Here is a 23,822-nt window from a genome sequence, read left to right on the forward strand (position 1 = left end):
GGTGTCTTCAGGGCACTGACCAGGATCCGCTCCGGGGGAGGTGCACGGAATCCCTCGCCACCGCCCGACCGGCGGAGGCCGATATTCGCGGCTGCTGCTCACGAGATTCGCGCGGCCCTGGGCGAAAGAGTTCCGCGACCACGGGTAGACACGACGGTCTCCGCTCTGGGATGTTGGGGCCGGTCGGTTGAGCACGCAGCCCGCCAGAACGCACGCGACAGCCTGAACGGAGTGTTCGCGTCGGTTCTTCTGCGGGATTTGCTGTTCCGTGCGATGTGCACGATGCGGGAATGCCGTTTCGGGATCGTCTGTTCCCTTCGCTGGCTGCCCCACCTTCGAGGAGGCAGTCGTGACCGCTCTTGCCCGACACGACCTCGCCACATCTGATTCCGTGGCGACCCCCGAGCCCGGCCGCAACCACCCCGAAAGCCTCGCCGGCCGGCTGCGGCGGCCCACCAACATCTCTGTCCTGGTGCACATCACCGGCGAGCGCGATGCCGACACCGCCCCGTACCGCGACGGGAGCTCCGCCCATGCCACCCGCTGAGCCGACGGACGCGAGACTCCACGCGCACAGCACGAGCACCGCGCCGGACGGTTCCGGCAGGCCGCTGACAGTGCGGGTGAGCACCACGGTGAGCGAACAGGGTTGCCCTCGCAGCGGACACGACACCGTCCGCACGGCCGAGCTCCTCGACGAACACGGGGCGCCCGTGGCCACGATCAACCGGTGCGACCAGTGCACGAGCCGGCGCCGCCGGGGCCGGCCGTGAGGACACCGTTCAGTCGGCGGCTCGCGCGCCGGAGTGGGCCAGCAGTGCGGCGGGATCGAGGGTGCCCTCCGCGATCCCCCGGGCGACGTCGGAGAGGTGCAGATCCTTGGCCCGGGCGTAACCGCGCAGCAGCTCGAAGCCTTGTTTCATGGTCAGCTTCCCGTGTTCGCCCAGGACGCCTTTGGCCTGTTCGATCACGACGCGGTGGTGCAGGGTGGCCTGCAACTGCTCGGAGAGCAGTTCGCTGTGACGGACCGCGCGGTGGTGCAGGAGGCCGACCGTGGCCACGTCAGCGAGGGCTTGGCCCAGCTGGATGCTGGCCTCGTCCACGCCGACGGGCTCGGTGTTGAGCAACGTCAACGCACCGACGACCTCATGGCGCAGTCGCAACGGGACCGCGGCTGCGGCCCGGAACCCGCCGGCCATGGCGGCCTCGGTGAAAGCGGGCCAACGAGTGTTCTCGCCCGCGAGATCGGAGCTGACCACCGGAACGGCGTCCCGGATGCAGTCCTGGCACGGCCCTTCGTGGGTCTGGGTCACGAAGAGCTCGAGCAACCGGGCGTCCTCGGATGACGCGGCGGTGGGGCGCCATCCGCCGCGTTGATCGGCCAGGATCACTCCCGCGGCGCTGACGTCGAGCAGTTCGGCGGCCCGTTCGGTCAGCGTGGTCAGAAAATCCAAGATGTCGAAGTCGTCGACCAGCGTGTCCGACAGAGCCACGAAGGCTTGTGCCAGCCGCTGCTCGCGATTGTTGTCCGTCATCGTCGTCGTGTCCTTCTCCACTCCCTGGCCTGCGTCTCAGGCGGGTTCGTCATCGGGCGTCAGGCGCAATCGCCGGGTCACGACCTGGCGGGCCACATCACTGAGTTCCTGCTGATGGGTGTAGGCGTGCGCGCGCAGCCGCAGCAAGGCCGCCTGCGTGGTGATACCGAGCTGGACCTGCACCATCCCAGAGGCTTGGTGAATTTCGGCGTGTTCGTCGGCCAGCCAGCTGGAGTCCTCGGTGGCGTGCCCGTCAAGTTCGACCATGATCGTCGCGGTGGCCAGGTCGGCCAGGATCAGCGCATCGGCCACCTCCCCGCTCGACAGCGGACTGGGCGTCTCGCGGTAGACGTCCAGCGATCCCAGCCGCACGACGCCGACCTGCAGCGGGAACGAGAACACCGCCGCCGCCCCCAGCTTCAAGGCACCCGGGGTGAAGCCGGGCCAGCGCGCGGTTTCGCGTGCCAGGTCCGCGATCAAGACCGGGCCGCCGGACGCGAAGGCGTCCAGGCACGGACCTTCGCCGACGGTGAGCTGAAGGTCCTCCAGCCCGGTACTGACCGCATTGGTGGCATGCACCAGCCCGCGTCGGGGGCTCTGCCCGTCACCATCGCCGTGCTGCTGCTGACTGAGCACGGTGGCCCCGGCACCGGTCACCGTCAATTCGGACACGCACAGCGCCCCGAGCACGCTCATCCGCGAGGCCGAGCGCGGGGCCTTCTGCTCTTCGGCGAGCAGCTTGGCCCACAGTTGCGCGCGCCTATCCTGTTCGGTCATGGCCTCCTCCGGGGCGGCATCCGCGCGAGACCAGCGGCCATGCTTGGTGGGAGCGGCCCCACCGGCTGCAGGGGGTGAACCGACGAGGCCTGAGCCTTCCCCACGCCCGGGCGCGAAGAATACCTACTCAGCGGGCTGCCCCCAGGGCAGCACGCCTAATCCCGCTGCAGCCGATCACCGGTGCCGTTGGCCAGCCATCCGGCCACGTCGACCAGTTTCATGTTCGTCTCCTGCGAGCTGCGCACCAGCATCGCGAACGCCTCCTTGGCATCCAGGCCGAAGCGTTCCATCAGGATGCCCTTCGCCTGCCCGATCACGTCCCGGCTGGTCAAAGCCTGTTGCAGCTGCGCGACGTGCTGGGATTCGCCCAGCGCCATCGCGGCGTGCGCGGCGAACAGGCTGCCCAGCGCCTGCGAGTCCGCGGTGAAGCCGTGCGGCTCGGTGGAGTACAGGTTCAGCGCGCCGAGCGTGTTCTCCCGGGCGAAGAGCTGGAAGGACAGCATGCTGCCGATCCCGTGCGCGGCGGCGGCCGGTGCGAACCGCGGCCACCGATCGGTTTCGTTGACCAGATCGTCGACGATGACGGTGTGCTCGTCCCACAACGCCGTGACGCACGGGCCTTCGCGGTAGGTGGATTGCAGCTGGTCCACCTCGGCCACCGCCTCGGCGCTGGGCGTGTAGGAGACGATGCTGCCGTCGGCGCGCAGCAACGACACCCCCGCGTGCTCGACGCCCGGCACCGTCTGGATCGCCCCGGCGACGATCAGCGCGAGCGTCTCCTCCTCGCTGCCCGTACGGGACCCGGTCAGGTGCTGTGCCGCGCTCGACAGCGCCGTCATCAGTTTCTCGCCGACCACGTCGTCCTCCGACATCGCCGGATCACCTCCAGCGCTCAGTTCCGCGAGCGGCCGCACGAGTGCTGAACGGCCCCACTTGTGCGTCCCCCTTACGGGGCACATGTCCACTGTGCCAGTTCCCGCCTCGTTGACGGCGGCCAGCTGCGGTTTCGTCGCCGCAGCTGCCGCAGGCGTCCCAAGGAGCGAACGCGGTGCCCGCTCCCGAGTACAACTGATCAAGAAGGCTTCGAACGCTTTTCCGGCCGTCCGAGCCAGGAGGCCGACGGCGGCGGAATCGAGCTACCCGGAACACGAAAGGACTCCCAGGATGACGGTGACGCACAGGGCTGTCGCGAACCGTGCGGTTCAGCGCCCGAACGACACGACGATCCGATACACGATCAGTGGCCCGGCGAGTGGGCCGACGCTGGCCCTGGTGCACGGCTGGGGCTGCGACCGAACCGATTTCGACGCACTGACCGGCTTCCTCCCCGACCGGTACCGCGTGCTGTCCATCGACCTCGCCGAACACGGCGAGTCCCGGTCGGCAAGGGACATCTGGACGGTGGAGGAGTTCGCCGGCGACGTCGCGGCCGTGCTGGAAGCCGAGTCGGTGGACACCTCCGTCGTCGTCGGACACTCCCTGGGCGGAGCGGTGGCCGTCGAAACCGGCCGGATCCTGCCCGACGTGGTCTCGCACGTGGTCACGCTCGACGCCCTGCACTACCTGGCGCTGTTCCCCGCGCAGGACGAGCACCGGGCCAACGCGGTGTTGGGGTCGTTCCACCAGGATTTCGCCGCGGCGACCCGGGCGATGGTCGACAGCGGTACGCCGGAAGGCACCGATCCGGCGTTGAAGGACGTCTACTTCGAGAAGATGGTGGCCGTGCGCCAGCCCGCGGGCCTGCGCTCGATGGAAGGCCTGGTGCGCTGGGACATGGACGCCGCGCTGCGCGATGTGCACCAGCCGATCACGGTGTTCGCGGTACGCGAGATCCTCACGCAGGAAGCCGTCGACCGCTACGGCGACCGCTTCCGCATCGTTCCCGTCGACCTGGGCAGCCACCACTTCCACGTCGAGTCGCCCGAAGGCACGGCCGAGCTGCTGACCGGCGTGGTGGACGGCTGATCGCGGCCGCTCGGTCAGCGGATTCCTCGCGAGGGCAGCGATTTCGTGGCGCGGAGGGCTCCGCGCCACGTCGCGGCCACATCCGGCACAGGGGCAGCGCGGAAGACACCGGCGTCCGATCGCGGAGAACATTCCGCAATTCAGGTCGCGACCACGACCGCCGGGTCAGTGTGCGATTTCCTTCTCGTGCACGGATCGCGGCGAGCGGCGCCTCACCGCGGATCCGAGGAGTACCAAGAAGCCCAGCAGAGCGCTGACCGGAGGCGCGCAGAAGGCGGCGGTCAAGCTCGCGTGCTCCAGCAATGTCCCGGCCACGGTCGAACCGACCGCGTTGCCCATCATGAAGATGGTGACCAGCCAGGCGAACGCCTCAGTGGTCGTACCGGCAGGGACGCTGCCGCCCACCACGGCGAACGCGCCGGCCAGCGCCGGTGCCAACGACACCCCGCTGAGGATGGCGCACGGAACGAGCACCACGGGCGGCGGTGTGAAAGCGAGCGGCAGGTATCCCACGGCCAGCGTGAACATCAAGAGCCGAAAACGGGTTTCCGGACTTCCCGGCCAGCGGCGGCTGCCGTACACGAGGCCACCGATCAGTGCTCCCAGCGCGTTGACGGCGAGGATGACACCGGGAAGTTCGCTGCTGCGGTGCGCTTCGCCGTAAGCGATGACCGAGATGTTCAGCAGTCCGATGGTCGCGCCCGCGAACACCAGACCCATCAGGACACGGCGGAGGGTCGGTGAACGGAGCGGTCCCGCCCAGTCGGCCGTGCGAGGTTCCGCTCGCCACGCGCGGACCGGCGGTGAACTGATGAACAGGAGCGTTCCCACCAAGCCCAGCACGCCGGTGGTGATCACGGCCCCCGTAGGTCCCGTCATTTCCACGGCGAGCAGGACGAGCAGCGGCCCGCAGATGAACACGAGTTCCTGGAGCGTGGCGTCGAGGGCGTACGCCGTGTGGATCGCTCGCCCACTGTTCAGCACCCGGGGCCAGAGGCTGCGCAGGCAGGGTTCGAGCGGCGGCGTGAACAGGCCCGCCAACATGATGCCGCCGCCGGCGAGCAGGACCTGATCCGCCGACGTGGCCGACAGGACGAGGAACCCCGCGGTCGAGGCCACCATGCACACCGAAAGGACTCGCACCTGCCCGTAGAGGTCGACGCATCGACCGAGAACCGGCGTTCCGACCGCCGCCGAGATGCCGTACATCGCGACGAGCACGCCGACGGCTCCGTACTCGAATCCGTGCGCGCGGAGGAAAAGGGCGACGACCAGCGGCCCCATGCCTTCCGGAAGACGTCCGAGGACGTTGGTGGACAGCAACTTCTTGACTTGAGGATGCCGGAACAAATCACCGTAGGCCTGCACGAACCTGTCCTTTTCACTCACGGTGTCGCACGGGTGGCTTCTGCGGTCCGACACGGCTTCCGGTCCGCATCGACCACGAATTCCACGCTGGGTCACGCGTCGCGGTGCGCTCCGACGACTATCCCAGTTGACCGAATTCCCCGGAATCAGCGCTACGAACGCCGGCGGGTGCGCTACCCGGTTCTGCCAGAGCGGGTACTGGCGACACCCTCCCTAGCTGTGGCCTCCCACAACCGCGACGTTCCAGTCGCCGCGCCCGGTGCGGGCCGGGGCCGCTTACCGTGAGCGCCCGGTCTGCGTGTTCGCGGTGGCTTCCGCTCCCGCCACCGGTGTGAACGTCGTGCGCTTCGGGCGACTGTCGTTCGGGGTGTGGAGTTGCATGCACGCCGGGAACCGGCAGCGGAACCCCCACGGTGAGGTGCCTGCCCCAGGTGACGGGCTGCCGGATTCGTCGTTCTGCTGCATGGCGATGTGGACCATGAGTCGGCGCGGGTGAGGGCCAACCGGGGCGGTCTCATCTGACGTGGGGGAAGAATCGCCGCCCGTGGTCATCACGACGCGGGCCACCGGGGTCGCCGACGCCCCGGCTGAGCCGCACTTGGTCGAACTGAGCATGACTCCCACCGAGCTCGTGGTCATCTCGGACGGACTCGACGACCTCGTGATCCGGATGGGATCGTCCACCCATTTGCTTGCGCGAGGCCGCCCGCTTGTCTTGCAAGGGTCTTTTGGCTATGGATCAGTCACTTCAAGCCCAGCTGGAGATTGAGGACCTCACGGATAGCGATAATGCCACCAGAAAAGGCAAAACCACTTGGGAGGAACTGAAATAGAGCATTATTCTAAGTTTCAGACCAATCGTGCGCGGTGTACGTTCAACAGAGAGGCATTAAGAAGTGCAGATCGACGCCTCGCTCAAGCCTTGTTCGGCGGTTGCCACCCCGGTCTCGCGCCGAGCGATTTCGGTAAGAACGTCGACGTCCGCAACGGCGTCGATATCAACTACGACGGCATTCCGATAGAGGGCACCGCGATCCATATCCCACGGACGTCGTGATCGGCTCCGCACTTCTACATGCGGCGTACTTCCCCTGTTGGATCTTGACGCTCACGTCACTGGTTTTGGGTCGGCTATGTCTACCCATATCGTGGACATGGCGCAGCTGGCAGCAGGCATCAACATCGCCGAGGGCTCCGTCATCAGTGCAGGGAGCACGAGGAAGTCGTCACCATGGAACTCACGCCGTACTCGCCGCCGGCACCCCTTGCCGGGTAATCAGGATCGTCTGATAACTCGCTGAGAGTTTCGCCTCAAAAACTTGACCCTCTACACCTGCTATCAGTTGGGACACTGAGCAAACCAATGATTCTGACGGGAAAATCGATTGTACTGACAGGAGCAGCCGGAGGAATAGGTGCCGCCACAGCGGAACGTCTTCTACGCGACGGGGCCACTGTCGTGTGCGTCGACAATAATTCCGATGCAGTGGCTCGACTCGAGAGCTCATTGAGCCCGTGGCATGGGTCGGCACATTTTCTGGTTGGCGATATCAGCAATGCACAGACCAATCAAAAGATGGTGGACGTCGCAGTCCGACTCGGCGGTGGACTCGACGCCGTAGTGTCGACTGCCGCGGTCCAAGTAATGGGCGGAATCGAAGACACCGATGAGTCCCAATGGAATTCGATGCACGCCACCAACATCAACGCCATCGGTCACGCCGCGCGCAGCGCGATCCCAGAGTTTCAAAAAAGGGGAGGTGGAACTCTGGTGATCGTGGCTTCGCTATTAGCGCTGGTCGGCGACCGCGACCTTGCGATGTACGGAGCTACCAAGGGAGCAGTGACAGCCTTGGCTAAATCGATCGCCGCCCGGTACGGAAGTGACAACATCCGCTGCAACTGCATTTGCCCCGGGGATGTCGATACGCCGATGCTCCAGGAATTCTTCGACTACGCATCCGACCCTGTCCACGCTCGGACCGAGATCGAGACGAAGTATCCGTTGCGCCGCTTTGCTCAACCTTCCGAGATCGCCTCACTGGCCGCATTCCTGGTCAGTGACGATGCCCTGTACATCTCGGGTACCGACATCGTCATCGACGGTGGACTGACTGCGAATATCTACTGATAATCCATCTATAGGGGACCAGAAAGGGTGCGAGACATGGTCATTCTTGTGATGGGTGTGGGCGGTTGTGGAAAAACGACATTAGGACGCCGGTTGGCGGATGTCATCAGGGGCAAGTTTATAGACGGTGACGACCACCATACTGCCACTGCCATCGAGAAGATGCGGTCGGGAATGGCGCTTGATGACAACGATCGCGTACCTTGGCTACGGGAAATCAACGCTATTTCGCAACGGCATGTAGACAGAACTGTAATTGCGTGCTCCGCACTAAAACAGTGCTATCGAGACATTCTGCGCTCCAATGTACCGATGGTGTTCATTCATCTCATCGTATCTGAAGGACTCGCCCGGAACAGACTCGACACACGCGCGTCGCATTTTTTCCCGCCGTCGCTGGTGCATTCGCAGTTCGAGACGCTAGAACTACTCAAGTCGGACGAGCAGGGAATCACCCTGAACGGCGCTTTAGAGGTTTCAGAACTCGTAGCCGAGGCTTGCACCTATCTCGAACGGCACACCAGCCTTTGGACAGTAAATGGATCGACAACGTCTTCGTCCTCGACGCAGACGGAGGGAGGCGTTCGGTGATGATAGGCCTTCGGCCCGTAGGGATCATCGGGGCTGGGCCGATCGGCTCCGGCTTGACCCATAATCTGGTGCGGAATGGGATCGGGGTGGTTCTTCACAGCCGATCCTTGCAGAATCCGGCCCGGACAAAGGCGAGCACACCAACTCCTGGACTGGTAACGGTCGCCGAGTCGATACAGACAGTGATCGATACACTGGGCACCCCACGTGTGATTATAACAGCCGTTTCTGATACCAACACCGCGAAGGTTTTGACCGAGCTACTCGATGTGGTCGACGAGGGTGACATTGTCATCGACGTTAGCAATGCGGATGCAGTCGAAACAAGTTTGCGTCAACTCGACTACGCATATCGGGGAGCCGCTTTGCTGGCCGGCGGTCTAGCGTCGGGAGAATACGGCGCCACAAATGGCATCAGTCTCACGGTAAGCGGCGACGGAGCGGCGTACGAAAAAGTCCGAGGTATGCTGGAATCGATAGCTATGCACATCGGCGATCAGCCTTGCGTCTGTTATCTGGGTTCGGGCAGCTCCAGCCACCTAGTCAAGACAATACATAATGGTCTCGAATACTCACTCATGCAACTATTTTCTGAGATCGTTGTGGTTTTGCGCGAGCTCTGCGGAATGGGGCCCCGAACAAATAGCCGACACGCTGCGTTCCTGGAATGAGGCGATCGGGTCTTATATAGCCACCGTCGCGAGCGACGCAGCCCGAATGAAGTTTCCCGGTTGCATCAATATACCCCTGATGGACGTGGTGGAGGATCGCGTCGACCACAACGGCAGTGGCGCACGAGCAGCAGTGCATGCCATGTCCAGCAATATTTTCAATCCTTCGGCGGCGATCTCGATCCTGGCTCGTCTGAACAGTGATCGAGGAAGTACTGACTCCGCACGTACTCAAGGTGTTGCGGCAACACCGCCCAAATTACTGACGTCGGATCAGGCTCACGGTGCATTCGTTGATGCGATTAGTGCGTTGTATCAGGACGCATTCCGTCACCTTGGCGAGACCGCGTCACGCTCCGGCAATAGCTTCAATGCGGCAGCAGTATGGAATATCTGGAGGGGAGCCACCATCGCTTCAGCATTTCACGCTGCACTGGTCGACGACCCGATCGAATCGCGTTCGGCTACCATTAGCGATGAATGGCGGGCGGTAGTAGCCGCTGCGGCAACAGAGAACATCGGGATTCCGATGTTGTCGGCACTGTTCAACTTTGTTGTCGCACAAAATAGTCCGTACTCGTACGCCTCTGTGCTACAGCTGATGAGACATCAACTCGGCGGCAGCCGCTACCTTCTGGTTTCGGATTGGCGCTAGTGCCAGCAGACTTAGCTTGAGTCCGAGGTGGCAGACGAGATCAACATAGGTCACGTAGTGATCCGATAAGCCGGGAAAATTTGTCACGCATAGTTTCCTTCTTCTTCGCAGATTGGACATCCGTACAATGCAGTTGGGAATCGTCGGACTCGGCCGGATGGGCGTTGGCATCGTTCGACGGATCGTCAAGGACGGGCATACCGCGGTCGGCTTCGACCTCAATACCTCGGCCACCGAAGCCCTTCAAGAAGACGGCATGGTCGCCGCCTACAGTCTGAAGGAGTTCGTCGCGGCGCTCGAAAAGCCACGAACCGCCTGGGTCATGGTGCCTGCTGGCGCCACTGGTGCTGTGATCGACGAACTGGCTACCGAAATGGATCCCGGCGACATCATCATCGACGGCGGAAACGGTCACTACCATCAAGACATCAGCCGTGCGAGTCAGCTCGATGCCCAGGGTATCCACTACCTAGACATCGGTACGTCGGGAGGGGTGTTCGGCGAGAAGCGCGGGTATTGCCTGATGATCGGAGGCGATACGGAACCTGTTGCCCGGTTGACGCCTTTGTTCGAGTCGATCGCACCTGGCTTCTCTGCAGCTCAGCGCTCTCCGAGCCTGCATGGAACGCCGTCGACGGCGGAGAACGGCTATCTCCACTGCGGGCCGGCCGGTGCCGGACACTTCGTTAAGATGATCCATAACGGAATCGAATACGGCGCGATGGCGGCATTCGCGGAAGGTTTGAACATTATCTACAGGGCCAATATCGGGCTGGAACAGGCCGATACCACTTATTCCGCTGAAGTCACCCCTATCGAAAACCCGGAGCACTATCGCTACGAGTTCGATAATACGCAGATTTCCGAGCTATGGCGGCGAGGTTCGGTGATCACCTCCTGGCTGCTCGATCTCGCTGCCTCCGAGCTTCATACCAGTCCGACATTGGACGACTTCGCCGGGCGTGTCTCCGACTCCGGCGAAGGACGGTGGGCGCTGGCGGCGGCGATCGATGAAGGGGTGCCCGCGCCGGTGCTCGCGTCAGCATTGTTCAGCCGGTTCTCCTCGCGCGGTGAATCCGAGTTCGCAGACAAAGTTCTCTCAGCAATGCGCAGAGCTATGGGCGGGCATGATGAAATCATCCAATGACCAGCTCAACCACTCAATTTTCGTGATCGTGCTGAGGGACGGCGATTTTGACTCAGATCAGCTCGAACTTTCGTATTCGTGTTGGCTGAGATAAGCTGTCTCGGCTGAAATACGGGCGCCCGAGGATCGCTGGTAGCCGTGCCAGTGGCCTTCTCCCGCGACCGCCAGCGGGATGCCGGTCCGGTCGGACAGGGCGTGGATCTTGGAGCCGAGCTTGCCCCGGTCGACCGGGCCCGGACCGGTTACAGATCCCCCCTTTTCGCCCGAAGCGACGCTCCGTCCACCATCGCCCGCGACCAGTCGATCAAGCCCCGGCTCCCGAGCTCGTCCAGCACGGTCTCATGGAGTCGCCGCCACAGGCCTGCTTCGGTCCATTCCATGAATCGCCGGTGCGCGGTGGGCACCTTTACCCCGAAACTCGGCGGAAGATGTCGCCACGCACACCCGCTGGTCAGCACGAACACGATCGCCGTGAACACCGCACGATCATCCACGCGAGAACGACCACCACCCTGCGGACGAACCTGATGCGCAGGAATCAACGGCTCGACCAGACCCCACAACTCATCAGGCACCAACCGACGCGACAACTCATCAACCATCACCCAAGATCATCCCAGCCAAGATCCAAACGAGACAACCTCTAAGAAGCCCGGCGATGGCGCGTAGGGAAACCAACCCACGACGACGCACCCAATACAGCTGGGCACAGGCGCGCAGAACGAATCCTCCCAAAATCCTCCCATCAGCGCCCCGAACAGCGCTTCGAGTCCACAAAGGACATATCTGCAAGATCATCGTCACTCAAGCAAAAAGCCCGCTGACCTGGACGTTCGATCCAGATCAGCGGGCCTCTCGTGGAGTGGGCGCAGTTGGGTTCGAACCAACGACCCCTTGCTTGTAAGTCGGCGAACCGGGTCGCAGTCGAGACGTAGAGCTCGATGGTCTTGGGGGACTTGTTCTCGCGCTTCAGGGCCTTGCCGTAGTCCCGGATCAGCCCGTCCCACTGCTCCTGCATGGGGCAAAATTAAGGGCTCGCTGTGCGCTGTGCAAGCGGAGCACCCCTCGCATGAAACCCTGTTTTCGCTGTTCAGAGGACTAAGGTGGGCGCAGCTGGGTTCGAACCAGCGACCCCTTGCTTGTAAGGCAAGTGCTCTTCCGCTGAGCTATGCGCCCCGAGTGGTGGCCGTCCGGAGATCAACCGCACACCGGCCGGATCACTGTACCGGTTCGGCCACCACCGGTTGTCACGCGGCCAGTTCGGCCAGCGCCTTCTTCCACACGTTCTGGTCGCGAGCCTCGCCGGGCTGGTTGACCTCGGCGAACCGCACCTTGCCCGCGGTGTCGATCAGGAACGTGCCGCGCAGCGCCATCCCGGCCTGCTCGTGGAACACGCCGTAGGCCTTGGCGACCTCGCCGTGCGGCCAGAAGTCCGACAGCAGCGGGAACGTGTAGCCCTGCTGCTCCGCCCAGGCCTTCAGCGCGAACGGGGTGTCCACCGACACGCCCAGCACCTGCACCTGGTCGTTCTGGAAGTCGGCCAGGTCGTCACGAACCTGGCACAGCTCGCCCTGGCAGACCCCGCTGAACGCGAACGGGTAAAAGACGAGCAGCACGTTCTTGCTGCCCTTGAAGCTGGACAAGGAGACCTGCTCCTTGTTGAAGTCCGGCAGCGTGAAGTCCGGAGCGTCGGCGCCGACCTCGAGCGTCATGCGCGCACCCTTCTGTTCGACCTGTGCACGTACGCCGCCGAACCTACACCGATCACACAGACCCGGGCACCGGTGGCGGGTGGCCACCGGTGCCCGGGACGTTGGGATCGGCGATCCGCTCGGCTCAAGGCCGAGCTCGTCAGCGCTTGGACTTGGCCTTGCGGTAAGCGAGCCTGGTACCCATCCAGGCTTCCCCCAGACTCGCGTTCGAGGTCTGGGCCAGGTTGGACGTGGACGCTGCCTCGGCGATGTCACTGGGCTCCACGTAACCGTCACGGCCGGTCTTCGGCGTCAACACCCAGATCACCCCCTCATCGGCAAGAGGCGTCATCACGTCGAGGAGCGTATCCGTGAGATCACCGTCGTCGTCCCGCCACCACAGCAGTACGACGTCGACGACCTCGTCGGCATCCTCATCGAGCAGTTCGCTCCCGCAACGCTCCTCGATCGCGGCACGTGCGGCGTCATCGACGTCCTCGTCCCAACCGATCTCCTGAACGACCATCTCCGGCTCGATGTCGAGCCTGTCGGCGACGTCGACTTCGCTCTTGCCGGCGTCTCCCGCGGCGACCACGGCGTTCTCACTCCTCCAATGCAGGCGGTGCGGTGCGAACACCACACCCAGGTTGGGCAGATCTGGCCGATAGCGAACACTGCGAACCGCTTCCGGCGCAACTGCTGGGCGCACGACACGCCGGTATCCGGCGTGGAACTCGACTGTAGGCGCCCACATCCAGGTCAGGCTAGAACGGTACCGCCATGTAATGACCGCGGTTCACGCAGCGGCCACGAAGATGGGGGACGATGGCACGTGTTGGGCGTCACCCAAGCCCGCGACAAGCACCGTACGCAGTCGAGGAGTTCCTTTGCCCGCGCAGAACAACGACGTCGGCGGCACCCCGCAACGGGTGCGGGTCATCCGAGACGGTCTCGCCTCGCATCTCCCGGACATCGATCCGGAGGAAACCGAAGAATGGTTGCAGTCGTTCGACACGATGCTCGGTGAAGCCGGCCAGCAGCGCGCCCGCTACCTGATGCTCCGGCTGCTGCAGCGCGCACGGGAAGGCGGCGTCGGCGTTCCGTCGCTGACCAGCACGGACTACGTGAACACCATCGCCACCGAGCAAGAGCCGTGGTTCCCCGGCGACGAGGAGACCGAACGCCGGTACCGCGCGTGGATGCGGTGGAACGCCGCAATGATGGTGCATCGCGCACAGCGGCCCGGTATCGGCGTCGGCGGGCACATCTCCTCCTTCGCCTCCTCGGCGAGTCTCTACGAAGTCGGGTTCAACTGGTTCTTCCGCGGCAAGGACCATCCGGGCGGCGGCGACCACCTCTACATCCAGGGCCACGCCTCCCCCGGCATCTACGCCCGCGCCTTCCTCGAAGGTCGGCTGACCACCGACCAGCTGGACGGATTCCGCCAAGAGCACTCGCACGCGGGTCCCGGCGGCGGACTGCCGTCCTATCCGCATCCGCGGCTGATGCCGGACTTCTGGGAGTTCCCCACGGTGTCGATGGGCCTCGGGCCGATGAACGCGATCTTCCAGGCGCGGTTCAACCGCTACTTGCACGACCGCGGCATCAAGGACACCAGTCAGCAACGGGTGTGGGCGTTCCTCGGCGACGGCGAGATGAACGAGCCCGAGTCGCGCGGCCTGTTGCACGTGGCGGCGAATGAGGGCCTGGACAACCTGACCTTCGTGGTCAACTGCAACTTGCAGCAACTCGATGGGCCGGTGCGCGGCAACGGGAAGATCGTCCAGGAGCTGGAGGCGTTCTTCCGCGGCGCCGGCTGGAACGTCATCAAGGTCGTCTGGGGCCGCGAGTGGGACTCGCTGCTGCACGCCGACCGGGACGGCGCGCTGGTCAACCTCATGAACACCACGCCCGACGGCGATTACCAGACCTACAAGGCAAACGACGGCGCCTTCGTCCGCGAACACTTCTTCGGCCGCGACCCGCGGACCAAGGACATGGTCAAGGACCTCACCGACGACCAGGTGTGGGCGCTGCGCCGCGGCGGCCACGACTACCGGAAGGTCTACGCGGCGTACAAGGCCGCGACCGAGCACCACGGGCAGCCGACGGTCATCCTCGCCAAGACGATCAAGGGCTACGGCCTCGGGCCGCACTTCGAAGGCCGCAACGCCACGCATCAGATGAAGAAGATGACCCCGGACGACCTGAAGTTGTTCCGGGACAGCCTGCGGATCCCGATCACCGACGAGCAGCTCGACGCCGACCCCTACCTGCCGCCCTACTACCACCCGGGCGAGGACTCGCCGGAGGTCCAGTACCTGCACGAACGCCGGAAACGGCTCGGTGGTTACCTGCCGGAGCGGCGGGTGAAGGCGAAACCGCTCGTGCTGCCGGGCGACAAGGTCTACGACGTGATCCGGCGCGGCTCCGGCAAGCAGGAGGTCGCCACCACCATGGCGTTCGTCCGGCTGCTCAAGGACCTCGCCAAGGACCCCGAAGTGGGGCCGCGCATCGTGCCGATCATCCCGGACGAGGCGCGGACCTTCGGGATGGACTCGATGTTCCCGTCGCAGAAGATCTACAACCCGCAGGGCCAGTCGTACACGCCGGTCGACTACCGGCTGATGCTGGCGTACCGGGAGAGCGAGCAGGGCCAGATCCTGCACGAGGGCATCAACGAGGCCGGTTCGAGCGCGTCGTTCACGGCCGCGGGCACGTCCTACGCCACCCACGGCGAACCGATGATCCCGATCTACATCTTCTACTCGATGTTCGGGTTCCAGCGCACCGGCGACAGCCTGTGGGCCGCCGGGGACCAGATGGCGCGCGGATTCCTGCTCGGCGCGACCGCCGGGCGCACCACGCTCACCGGTGAGGGACTGCAGCACGCCGACGGTCATTCGCTGCTGCTGGCGGCGACGAACCCGGCAGTGGTCACCTACGACCCGGCGTGGGCGTTCGAGCTGGCGCACATCGTCAAGGACGGTCTGCGGCGGATGTACGGCGAGGATGCGGAGAACGTCTATTACTACTTGACGATCTACAACGAGCCGTATCAGCAGCCCGCCGAACCGGACGGGATCGACGTGGACGGGCTGCTGCGCGGCCTGTACCTGTTCCGCCGGGGTTCGGCGGGATCCGCTCCCGCGCAGATCCTCACCTCGGGTGTGGCGATGCCGGAGGCGTTGCGGGCGCAGCAGATCCTCGCCGAGGACTGGGATGTGCGGGCCGACGTGTGGTCCGCGACGTCTTGGACGGAACTGCGGCGCGAAGCCGAGGCCGTGGATCGCCACAACCTGCTCAACCCGGACGCGGAACCGGAGGTGCCGTACGTGACCCGGGCGCTGGCGAACGCCGACGGCCCGGTGGTCGCGGTCAGCGACTGGATGCGCGCCGTGCCGGATCTGATCCGCTCATGGGTGCCGGGAGACATGGTGAGCCTGGGCGCGGACGGGTTCGGGTTCTCCGACACCCGTCCGGCGGCACGCCGGGTGTTCCTGGTGGACGCGGAGTCCACGGTGGTCGCCACGCTCTCGGCGCTGGCCCGCAGCGGCGTGGTCGCCCGGTCCACCGTCGCGGAGGCCACTCGCCGGTATCAACTGGACGACGTGCGGGCGGCGGGGCCGCAGACCTCCGAGTCCGGCGACGCCTGACGACCGGGTGGCTCCGACACCCTGAACGAACCGGTACGCGTCGAGCGGACCGTCCGAGAGGGCGGTCCGTTCGCGCGTTCAGCGGGTCATGCTCGGGCCGCGGCGAGGCTCTGGGTCCGGGCGGTGCGGTTCCAGCTCCACCAGCCGTGGATCACCAGCCCGGCGAACACCACGTAGATCGCGGCGCTGAAGTAGAGCCCGGAAGCCAGCTGCAACGGCACGCCGACCGCGTCAACGGCCAGCCACACCAACCAGAACTCCACGAGCCCGCGCCCCTGCGCCCAGAACGCGACGGCCGTGCCGACGAAGATCCAAGCATCCGGCCACGGCGCCCAGGACGCGTCCATCGCGGTGAGCAGCGCGGCGAAACCCGTCGTGGCCGCGGCCAGCACGCCCAGCAGCACCAGGCGTTCCCGCACGCTGCCCTTGCGCACCGCGACGCCGTAGACCGGGTCGCTGCGATGGCTCCAAGCCCACCAGCCGTACACGGAGATCAGCAGGATCACGATCTGCCGCACCGCGAGGCCGCCGAGTTCCGCCGAGGCGTACACGGCGAACAGCAGCACCGTCGCTGTCACCTGCACCGGCCAGGTGGCCAGGGTGCGCCGTTGCGCGAGGAAGACGACTGCCAGCGCACACAGCTGCCCCACCAGCTCGGCCCAGGAGATCTGCTGGCCCAGCACGGTGATTCCGTTGCCGAGCACCCATTCCGCGACAGCCCGCACAACCCACTCCTCCCAGCCGGTCCTGGCACCGGGGCTGAGCGGGAACGCGGCGGCCACCGGTGCCACGCATGGCGACCGGTCGCGGTCGAGTGCCCGTGCGCCGCCTCCCATCCGGACTGTCACCGTCGGTTCCGGAGTTCCACCGGATCGGCCGGAACCTCCTGACCGGGATCGGCCGGGAGGCACCGGTTCGCGGACTGTCACCGCCGGTTCGGAATTGCACCGAGCCCCGGAGCGCACGACGTTTCGTACTGCTGTCAACATCGTCGGTCGCCGAGCTTGTTCCGCGGTCCTGTCGTGGTTCGAATCACAACGGACGAATCTTCGATCAGGTGATCGAACAGGGGTGCGAGGCGGAGTAGACTCGGTGATCGCAGGTTGAATCGATCAGACGGCAGCAATCGATCAGACGGCAGGGCGAGGAACGCTCGACGCGAAGGGGGTAGGCCCGGTGAACGACGTCGATCACGCCATCTTGGCGTTCGAGAGCGAGTTCTGGCGCTATCCGGGCAGCAAGGACCGCGTCATCCAGGAGCGCTTCGGCATGTCGCCGACGAGGTACTACCAGCGCCTCAACCGGTTATTGGACGAACCGGAGGCGCTGACTCAACAGCCCGTACTGGTCAACCGCTTATTACGCAGACGAGCGGAACGATCGGACCGAAGAGCCGCGACACCTCGTCGCTGAGCTTTCACCGTCGTTCCGCCCGCCCGAGCCGCGTCAGGCCGTAGTGCGAGCCTGCTGTTCCGGGGTGAGTTGGCGGTCCTGCTGGATGCGGACGAGTTCTGCCAACAGCGGAGCCGCCTGTTCCGGTGGCAGTGCGGCGAACGCGGCCTTGATCGACTCGGCGTCGGCGGGCTGCGCCGGGGCCTGGCCGTCGCCTTTCGTGGTCTGCTGCTGCGGCACGGCGGGCGCCTGCTGCGGCGCGGGAGTCTGGGTGGCGATCAAGCCGTTGACCAGATCCACCAGCATCGCCACCGGCGTGCGCGGGCCGAGCGCGGTGTTCCACCCGGCGATCTGCCCTTCCGGTCCGCGCGGGCCGAGCAGCTCGTTCTCGATGCGGCGCAGGATCGCGTCCTGTTCGGGCGTCATGTCGGCGTTCTCCTGTTCGTTCGTGGCGAGTTCGGCCCGGAAGCGGTCCAGGTCGACGTGCCCCGGATCGATCTTGCCGGTCACGCTCGTCTCCTTGTGCCCGCGCGATGCTTCGTACGGTTCGCCCAGGTGATCGAGCACCGCTTTGGTCGCGGCCAGCGCGGCGGCGTACTGCTCGGGACTCGGCCCTTGCTCGACGCCCTGGTAGTCCCATTCGAATCCCACGTAGAGCGTGTTGCCGTCGCCCGCGGACACCGGCCCCGAGGCCTGTGCCTTCCCAGCGTGGTTGGCGCGGCCCGCCGAGATCAAGTGCACCACTCCGTCGAAACCGATCAGCCCGTGGCACAGCGGCCCGGCCAGATCGGACCGACCGTCGATCACCAGTTGCAGGCTGGGCGCCGGGTTCTCGTAGGAGGCGACGGTGGCGGTGTGGTGTTGGAGCACTCCGACCGGCTCCGGCTGCGCACCGGAACTCGCCGTGCGCTCTTGCCACCCCGGCGTCTCGACGACGGTCACCCCCGCCGCTCGCAACACGTCACCGAGCCATACCAGCGGCAGGGCCATGCTGATCACTCCCCTGGCGGCGTCCGAGCCGCGTTCGCGTCGCTTGCCTGCTGCCATCGTGTCCTGCGATCAGCCGCCCCGACCACGCCTGATCGGATGAATTGCCGCCCACCGGCCGTCCGCGGCGCGGTGAACGGGCACCTGCGGACGCGTGCGCGGCTTCCGCAAGAATCCCGAACCGCGCCGGATCCCGCCCGGCCGGTTCCCCGCGAACGCTCCACATCGGACCCGTTCGAGCGGGACGACCAGGAGCGTCCACCCCGGAGCCACGGCCTGCTCGATGCCCGGCGCCGCACGCGGCGAGGCCGTGCGATTCTGGCGGTATGAATTCCGAAGGCGCAGGTGAACAAGGCAAACGTGTTTCCGCGATCACCTTGCGTGCACTGGAACGGGCATCCGGCGATCTGGCCACCGCGAGCATCAACGCGATGGAGGAGCGGCTGCCGTGGTTCCGCCGGCTGCCCGCCGACCAACGGGCGAGCGTGCTGCTGGTGACCCAGACCGGGGTCTCGAACTTCGTGGCATGGCTGCAGGACCCGACGGAGGCCATCCGCTTGACCGCGGAGGCGTTCCGCGCCGCCCCGAAGGACCTGTCGCGTTGGGTGAGCCTGCGTCAGACGCTGGATCTGGTGCGCGCGGCGATCGACGTGTTCGAGCATCAGCTGCCGGAACTGGCCGAACGGGACGAGGAACGCACCGCGCTCACCGAATTGATCCTGCGCTACACGCGGGAGATCGCGTTCGCGGCGGCCACCTCGTACGCGGCGGCGGCGGAGGCCCGCGGGGCGTGGGACGCGCGGCTGGAGGCGCTCGTCGTGGACGGCATCGTGCGCGGCGACCCGGAGGAGTCGCTGCTGTCCAGAGCGGCGGCGCTCGGCTGGGAACCGGGTTCGGAGGCGACGGTGCTGGTCGGCACCGCGCCCTCGGACGATCCGCCGACGATCGTCTACCAGGTGCGCAGCCGCGCGGCCCGCGCCGGACGTCCGGTGCTGCTGGGCGTGCAGGGCACCCGGCTGGTGGTGGTGTTCGGCGGCCCCTCGAACGACCGGGCCACGCACGAGGCGGCGAGCAAGCTCTCGGAGGCCTTCGACGACGGGCCGGTGGTCGTCGGCCCCACCACGTCCAGCCTCTCCGAAGCGCACCGATCCGCGTCGGACGCGATGTCCGGGCTGCGCGCGGTGGTGGCGTGGCCGACGGCGCCGCGCCCGGTGCTGGCGGAGGATCTGCTGCCGGAACGCGCGCTGGCGGGGGACCCGGAGGCGGAGCGCCAGCTGGTGGAGGTCATCGTGCTGCCGCTGGTGGACGCGGGCGGAGCGCTGCTGGAAACGGTGGACACCTACCTGGAGCTGGGCGGGGTGCTGGAGAACTGCGCCCGGCAGTTGTACGTGCACCCGAACACGGTGCGGTACCGGCTGCGCAGGGTCGCCGAACTCACCGGGCGCACTCCCTCGAACGCGCGAGACGCGCTGGTGCTGCGGGTGGCGTTGTCGGTGGGCCGACTGGCACGCGCCCGCGGCTTGTGGTGATCACGCCGCTGCCTGGTCACCGTCCTGCGGCGGCTCGGTGAACGCTGGTGAGCCGGGTTGGCGCGCAGTTGCCCCGGAAGTGATCGAACCGACATGAGCAACAATGATTCACGCTCCGTGATGCCCGAATCAGGATGGCCGTTGTAGACACTCCACAAGATTGCGCCTCGGACTTCGTCCGTGTCGACATCACGCCGATCTAGGTCGGGGATGTGTAGTAGCAGGGTGATCGCGCTCCTCGCCCCCGGCCAGGGCTCTCAGGCCCCTGGCATGCTGACGCCCTGGCTCGAACTCGACGGCGCCCGCGAGCGTGTTGCGGCCTGGTCCGAGAGCGCGGGGCTGGATCTGGTGCGGCTGGGAACCACCGCCGACGCCGACGAGATCAAGGACACCGCCGTCACGCAGCCGCTGGTGGTGGCGCTGTCGCTGCTCGCCGCCGAGCAGCTGCGGGACCGGTTCGACATTCCCGCCGAGACTCCGGTCGCGGGGCACTCGGTGGGCGAACTGGCGGCCGCCGCGATCGCGGGAGTGCTCTCGCCGGACGACGCGGTGGCGCTGGCCGCGGTGCGCGGCCGGGAAATGGCCGCCGCCTGCGCGCTGGAACCGACAGCGATGTCGGCGGTGATGGGCGGTGACCCGGACGCCGTCGTGAGCCACTTGGAGTCTCTCGGGCTGGACCCGGCGAACTGCAACGGCGCCGGGCAGATCGTCGCCGCGGGACGCAAGCCCGCGCTGGAGGCGCTGGCCGAGGAACCGCTGACCGGGACGAAGGTGCGGCCGCTGGCCGTCGCCGGGGCGTTCCACACCCGGTTCATGGCGCCCGCGCAGGAAGCGTTCGGCGCGCACGCCGACAAGGTCGCGGTCGAGGACCCCGCGTTCCGGCTGCTGTCCAATGCGGATGGTTCCGTCGTCGAGGCGGGCGACGAGTTCGTGCGCCGCCTCGTCGCGCAGATCACCCGGCCGGTGCGCTGGGACCACTGCATGGCCACCCTCACCGAGCGGGGCGTGCGGGCCGTGGTCGAGTTCCCGCCGGCCGGCGCGTTGACCGGCCTGGTGCGCCGTGAGCTCAAGGGCACCAAGACCGTGGCGCTGAAGAAGCCCGAAGACCTCGACAAGGTCGCCGACCTGCTGGCCGCGGACTCCGAGGAGCCCGCCCAGGACGCGAACATCTCTGGGAGCGACGCGTGAGCAAACCGACCCTGCGCCAGTCCACCGGTCCGGCGGCCACCAAGCTGCTCGGTTTCGGTAGCACCCAGGGCAACCGGATCGTGACCAACCACGATCTGGCGAAGACCGTCGACACCAACGACGAGTGGATCCAGCAGCGCGTCGGCATCGTGCACCGCCGCCTCGGCGATGACGACCAGACCGTGGTCTCGATGGCGATCGAGGCCGGTTCGAAGGCGATCGCCGACGCGGGCCTGACCCCGGCCGACGTGGACCAGGTGATCATCGCCACCTGCACGATGCCGGGCGGCATCCCGAACGCCGCCGCGCAGGTCGCCGACCAGATCGGCATCAAGGCCTCCGGCGCCTTCGACCTCAACGCCGCGTGCGCCGGGTTCTGCTACGCGTTGAGCATGGCTTCCGACATGGTGCTCGCCGGGTCGGCCGGCCGGGTGCTGGTGATCGGCGCCGAACGCTTCCAGGAGTGCATCGACTGGCAGGACCGGGCGAACTGCATCATCTTCGCCGACGGTGCCGGCGCGGCGGTCGTGGGACCGTCCGACGAGCCCGGCATCGGCCCGGCCACGCTGGGCAGTGCCGGCGATCTGGTCGACACCATCTACCTGCGCGACGGCAAGTACATCTACCAGGAGGGCCAGGCGGTCTTCCGCTGGGCGACGACGCAGATCGCCCCGGTCGCCAAGCGCGCCGTGGAGCTCGCGGGCCTGGAACTGTCCGATGTGGACGCGCTGGTGGCGCACCAGGCGAACCTGCGCATCGTCGAGGGCATCGCGAAGAAGCTGCAGAGCCAGGGTGCCCGCGATGACCTGGTGATCGCTCGTGACATCGTCTACTCCGGCAACACCTCCGCCGCTTCGATCCCGCTCGCCATCGACCACATGCGGTCGGCGGGCGAGCTCTCCAGCGGGGACGTGCTGCTGCTGGTCGGCTTCGGCGCCGGACTGTCCTACGCCGGCCAAGTCGTGATCTGCCCCTGAGCGTTCGCGCTCACCGGATACCACCGCGGGCACGCCCGAGGTGACACCGCAACAGAGGAAAGGAACCACCGTGGCGAACGAGGAAATCGCGCAGGGTCTGGCAAGCATCGTCGAAGAGGTCGCGGGCGTGGACGCCGACGACGTCACGATCGAGAAGTCGTTCGTCGACGACCTCGACATCGACTCGCTGTCGATGGTCGAGATCGCCGTGCAGGCGGAGGACAAGTTCGGCGTGAAGATCCCCGACGACGAGCTGGCGAACCTCAAGACCGTGGGTGATGCGGTGGACTACATCACCAAGAACGCATGACGGCGACCGACGTCGTCATCACCGGGATGGGCGCGACGACACCACTCGGTGGTGACGTCGCGTCCACCTGGGACGGTCTGCTGACCGGCCGCAGCGGCGTTCGCAGGCTCACGGAGGAGTGGGTCGACAAGTACGACCTGCCCGCCAAGATCGGTGCGCCGCTGGTCGTCGATCCTTCCGAGGTGCTGCCTCGGGTGCAGCTGCGGCGGCTGGACCGTTGCCAGGCGATCGCGATCATCGCGGCTCGCCAGGCGTGGAACGACGCCGGTTACGACATGCCCACCGACGAGCACGAGTCGGTGGATCCGGATCGGCTCGGTGTCGCGCTCGGCACCGGCGTCGGCGGGCCGGTGACGCTGCTCAACCAGGACGACCTCCTGGAGGAGCACGGGCTGCGCAAGATCTCTCCGCTGACCGTGCCGATGCTCATGCCCAACGGTCCCGCCGCGCACGTCGGCATCGACCTGCGCGCCCGGGCCGGTGTGCACTCCCCCGCCTCCGCCTGCGCTTCCGGAGCGGAAGGGCTGGCGCGGGGCTGGGACATGATCCGTTCCGGGCAGGCCGACGTGGTGGTCGCCGGTGGTGCGGAATCCTGCATCCACCAGATCACCGTCGCCGGGTTCTGCCAGGCCAGGACGCTGAGCACGCGCAACGACGAGCCGGAACTGGCCTCGCGCCCGTTCGACACGGGCCGGGACGGCTTTGTGCTCGGCGAGGGTGCGGGCGTGGTGATCCTGGAGAGCGCCGAGCACGCCAAGGCTCGCGGGGCGCGGATCTACGGGCGGCTCGCCGGGGTCGGCATCACCGCGGACGCCTACCACATCACGGGTAGCCACCCGGACGGCATCGGCCAGGTCAACGCCATGACGCAGGCCGTGCGCACCGCGGATCTGTCCACCTCGGAGGTCGAGCACGTCAACGCGCACGCGACCTCCACCGTGGTCGGTGATGTGGGCGAGGCCGCGGCCATCCGCAAGGCGTTCGGCGACGGGGTCTCGCTGACCGCGCCGAAGGGCGCGCTCGGGCACCTCGTCGGCGGCGCGGGCGCGGTGGAGAGCATCGTGACGTTGCTGTCGATCTACCACGGGCAGATTCCGCCCACCCGCAACCTCGACGAGCTCGACCCGAAGGTCGAACTGGACGTGGTGACGGACAAGCCGCGCCAGGTCGAGCTGTCGGCCGCGGTGAACAATTCCTTCGGTTTCGGCGGGCACAACGTGGCGCTCGCATTCGCCAAGGCCTGATTCGCGGG

23 protein-coding genes, 1 tRNA gene, 1 pseudogene and 1 riboswitch are annotated in these 23,822 nt (G+C 66.4%); of the genes and pseudogenes, 14 read left to right on the forward strand and 11 right to left on the reverse strand.

Annotated elements, in window-relative coordinates:
• The first annotated feature begins 349 nt into the window (after positions 1-349).
• Positions 350-547 (forward strand): hypothetical protein, encoded by a 198-nt coding sequence (locus H2Q94_RS23525; RefSeq protein ID WP_243789354.1) that lies wholly within the window; start codon positions 350-352, stop codon positions 545-547.
• A gap of 235 nt (positions 548-782) precedes the next feature.
• Here H2Q94_RS23525 and H2Q94_RS23530 read toward each other — a convergent pair whose 3' ends face one another.
• From H2Q94_RS23530 to H2Q94_RS23540, 3 genes are all read right to left on the reverse strand, one after another.
• Positions 783-1,535 carry a GAF and ANTAR domain-containing protein gene (locus H2Q94_RS23530; RefSeq protein ID WP_243789355.1) on the reverse strand — a complete coding sequence of 251 codons (753 nt, stop codon included), beginning with the start codon at positions 1,533-1,535 and terminating at the stop codon, positions 783-785.
• A gap of 36 nt (positions 1,536-1,571) precedes the next feature.
• Positions 1,572-2,312 (reverse strand): GAF and ANTAR domain-containing protein, encoded by a 741-nt coding sequence (locus H2Q94_RS23535; RefSeq protein ID WP_243789356.1) that lies wholly within the window; start codon positions 2,310-2,312, stop codon positions 1,572-1,574.
• 155 nt (positions 2,313-2,467) lie between these two features.
• Positions 2,468-3,184: a GAF and ANTAR domain-containing protein gene (locus H2Q94_RS23540; RefSeq protein ID WP_243789357.1), complete on the reverse strand. Its 717-nt coding sequence runs from the start codon at positions 3,182-3,184 to the stop codon at positions 2,468-2,470.
• 298 nt (positions 3,185-3,482) lie between these two features.
• Here H2Q94_RS23540 and H2Q94_RS23545 point away from each other — a divergent pair, with 298 nt between their 5' ends.
• On the forward strand, positions 3,483-4,277 hold the full coding sequence (locus H2Q94_RS23545; protein WP_243789358.1) for an alpha/beta fold hydrolase: 795 nt from the start codon (positions 3,483-3,485) through the stop codon (positions 4,275-4,277).
• A gap of 165 nt (positions 4,278-4,442) precedes the next feature.
• Here H2Q94_RS23545 and H2Q94_RS23550 read toward each other — a convergent pair whose 3' ends face one another.
• On the reverse strand, positions 4,443-5,645 hold the full coding sequence (locus H2Q94_RS23550; protein ID WP_243789359.1) for an MFS transporter: 1,203 nt from the start codon (positions 5,643-5,645) through the stop codon (positions 4,443-4,445).
• A 1,363-nt stretch (positions 5,646-7,008) separates the two neighbouring features.
• On the opposite strand from H2Q94_RS23550, the gene H2Q94_RS23555 reads away from it, so the two are divergent.
• From H2Q94_RS23555 to gnd, 5 genes are all read left to right on the forward strand, one after another.
• On the forward strand, positions 7,009-7,776 hold the full coding sequence (locus H2Q94_RS23555) for an SDR family NAD(P)-dependent oxidoreductase (RefSeq protein WP_243789360.1): 768 nt from the start codon (positions 7,009-7,011) through the stop codon (positions 7,774-7,776).
• Between the two features lie 36 nt (positions 7,777-7,812).
• Entirely contained in the window at positions 7,813-8,367 is a 555-nt protein-coding gene (locus H2Q94_RS23560; protein ID WP_243789361.1) for a gluconokinase, read from the forward strand.
• A complete protein-coding gene (locus tag H2Q94_RS30555) occupies positions 8,367-9,038 on the forward strand; it encodes an NAD(P)-binding domain-containing protein (RefSeq protein WP_258718718.1) in 672 nt (223 codons plus the stop codon). The genes H2Q94_RS23560 and H2Q94_RS30555 overlap by 1 nt, the downstream gene beginning before the upstream one ends.
• Positions 8,926-9,693, forward strand: a complete 768-nt coding sequence (locus tag H2Q94_RS30560; protein ID WP_258718625.1) for an NADP(+)-dependent, decarboxylating phosphogluconate dehydrogenase — start codon at positions 8,926-8,928, stop codon at positions 9,691-9,693. Before H2Q94_RS30555 ends, H2Q94_RS30560 begins: the two co-directional genes overlap by 113 nt.
• 112 nt (positions 9,694-9,805) lie before the next feature.
• Positions 9,806-10,840: a phosphogluconate dehydrogenase (NAD(+)-dependent, decarboxylating) gene (gnd, locus tag H2Q94_RS23570; protein WP_243789362.1), complete on the forward strand. Its 1,035-nt coding sequence runs from the start codon at positions 9,806-9,808 to the stop codon at positions 10,838-10,840.
• A gap of 156 nt (positions 10,841-10,996) precedes the next feature.
• Here the strand turns inward: gnd and H2Q94_RS23575 are convergent.
• The 5 genes and pseudogenes from H2Q94_RS23575 to H2Q94_RS23595 form a co-directional block, all read right to left on the reverse strand.
• Positions 10,997-11,442, reverse strand: a pseudogene (locus tag H2Q94_RS23575) (IS5 family transposase); the annotation flags it as partial.
• Positions 11,443-11,585: 143 nt separating this feature from the next.
• Positions 11,586-11,858, reverse strand: coding sequence for a hypothetical protein (locus tag H2Q94_RS23580; protein WP_243789363.1), 273 nt, complete (start codon positions 11,856-11,858; stop codon positions 11,586-11,588).
• Positions 11,859-11,944: 86 nt separating this feature from the next.
• Positions 11,945-12,016 (reverse strand) — tRNA-Val (locus tag H2Q94_RS23585).
• Positions 12,017-12,087: 71 nt separating this feature from the next.
• A complete protein-coding gene (locus H2Q94_RS23590; RefSeq protein ID WP_184477759.1) occupies positions 12,088-12,552 on the reverse strand; it encodes a peroxiredoxin in 465 nt (154 codons plus the stop codon).
• A 139-nt stretch (positions 12,553-12,691) separates the two neighbouring features.
• On the reverse strand, positions 12,692-13,126 hold the full coding sequence (locus H2Q94_RS23595; protein ID WP_243795880.1) for a DUF3052 domain-containing protein: 435 nt from the start codon (positions 13,124-13,126) through the stop codon (positions 12,692-12,694).
• A 292-nt stretch (positions 13,127-13,418) separates the two neighbouring features.
• Between H2Q94_RS23595 and aceE the strand changes: the two genes are divergently transcribed.
• A complete protein-coding gene (aceE, locus tag H2Q94_RS23600) occupies positions 13,419-16,187 on the forward strand; it encodes a pyruvate dehydrogenase (acetyl-transferring), homodimeric type (protein ID WP_243789364.1) in 2,769 nt (922 codons plus the stop codon).
• Positions 16,188-16,273: 86 nt separating this feature from the next.
• Here the strand turns inward: aceE and H2Q94_RS23605 are convergent, their stop codons facing one another.
• Positions 16,274-16,912, reverse strand: a complete 639-nt coding sequence (locus H2Q94_RS23605; RefSeq protein ID WP_243789365.1) for a nicotinamide mononucleotide transporter family protein — start codon at positions 16,910-16,912, stop codon at positions 16,274-16,276.
• A gap of 95 nt (positions 16,913-17,007) precedes the next feature.
• Positions 17,008-17,152: riboswitch (FMN riboswitch) on the reverse strand.
• 211 nt (positions 17,153-17,363) lie between these two features.
• Between H2Q94_RS23605 and H2Q94_RS23610 the strand changes: the two genes are divergently transcribed.
• Positions 17,364-17,600, forward strand: a complete 237-nt coding sequence (locus H2Q94_RS23610) for a DUF3263 domain-containing protein (RefSeq protein ID WP_243789366.1) — start codon at positions 17,364-17,366, stop codon at positions 17,598-17,600.
• 33 nt (positions 17,601-17,633) lie between these two features.
• Here H2Q94_RS23610 and H2Q94_RS23615 read toward each other — a convergent pair whose 3' ends face one another.
• A complete protein-coding gene (locus H2Q94_RS23615; protein WP_243789367.1) occupies positions 17,634-18,626 on the reverse strand; it encodes a peptidoglycan recognition protein family protein in 993 nt (330 codons plus the stop codon).
• 266 nt (positions 18,627-18,892) lie between these two features.
• Here H2Q94_RS23615 and H2Q94_RS23620 point away from each other — a divergent pair, with 266 nt between their 5' ends.
• From H2Q94_RS23620 to H2Q94_RS23640, 5 genes are all read left to right on the forward strand, one after another.
• Complete coding sequence (locus tag H2Q94_RS23620; protein WP_243789368.1) at positions 18,893-20,095, forward strand: PucR family transcriptional regulator; 1,203 nt, start codon at positions 18,893-18,895, stop codon at positions 20,093-20,095.
• A 210-nt stretch (positions 20,096-20,305) separates the two neighbouring features.
• Positions 20,306-21,283, forward strand: coding sequence for an ACP S-malonyltransferase (locus tag H2Q94_RS23625; RefSeq protein ID WP_309501068.1), 978 nt, complete (start codon positions 20,306-20,308; stop codon positions 21,281-21,283).
• Positions 21,280-22,260, forward strand: coding sequence for a beta-ketoacyl-ACP synthase III (locus H2Q94_RS23630; protein ID WP_243789370.1), 981 nt, complete (start codon positions 21,280-21,282; stop codon positions 22,258-22,260). Before H2Q94_RS23625 ends, H2Q94_RS23630 begins: the two co-directional genes overlap by 4 nt.
• A 70-nt stretch (positions 22,261-22,330) precedes the next feature.
• Positions 22,331-22,570 carry an acyl carrier protein gene (locus H2Q94_RS23635; protein ID WP_243789371.1) on the forward strand — a complete coding sequence of 80 codons (240 nt, stop codon included), beginning with the start codon at positions 22,331-22,333 and terminating at the stop codon, positions 22,568-22,570.
• Positions 22,567-23,814 carry a beta-ketoacyl-[acyl-carrier-protein] synthase family protein gene (locus tag H2Q94_RS23640; RefSeq protein WP_243789372.1) on the forward strand — a complete coding sequence of 416 codons (1,248 nt, stop codon included), beginning with the start codon at positions 22,567-22,569 and terminating at the stop codon, positions 23,812-23,814. Before H2Q94_RS23635 ends, H2Q94_RS23640 begins: the two co-directional genes overlap by 4 nt.
• Positions 23,815-23,822 lie beyond the last annotated feature (8 nt).

Origin of the sequence: Saccharopolyspora gloriosae (assembly GCF_022828475.1) — a bacterium.
Classification (GTDB): Bacteria; Actinomycetota; Actinomycetes; order Mycobacteriales; family Pseudonocardiaceae; genus Saccharopolyspora_C; species Saccharopolyspora_C gloriosae_A.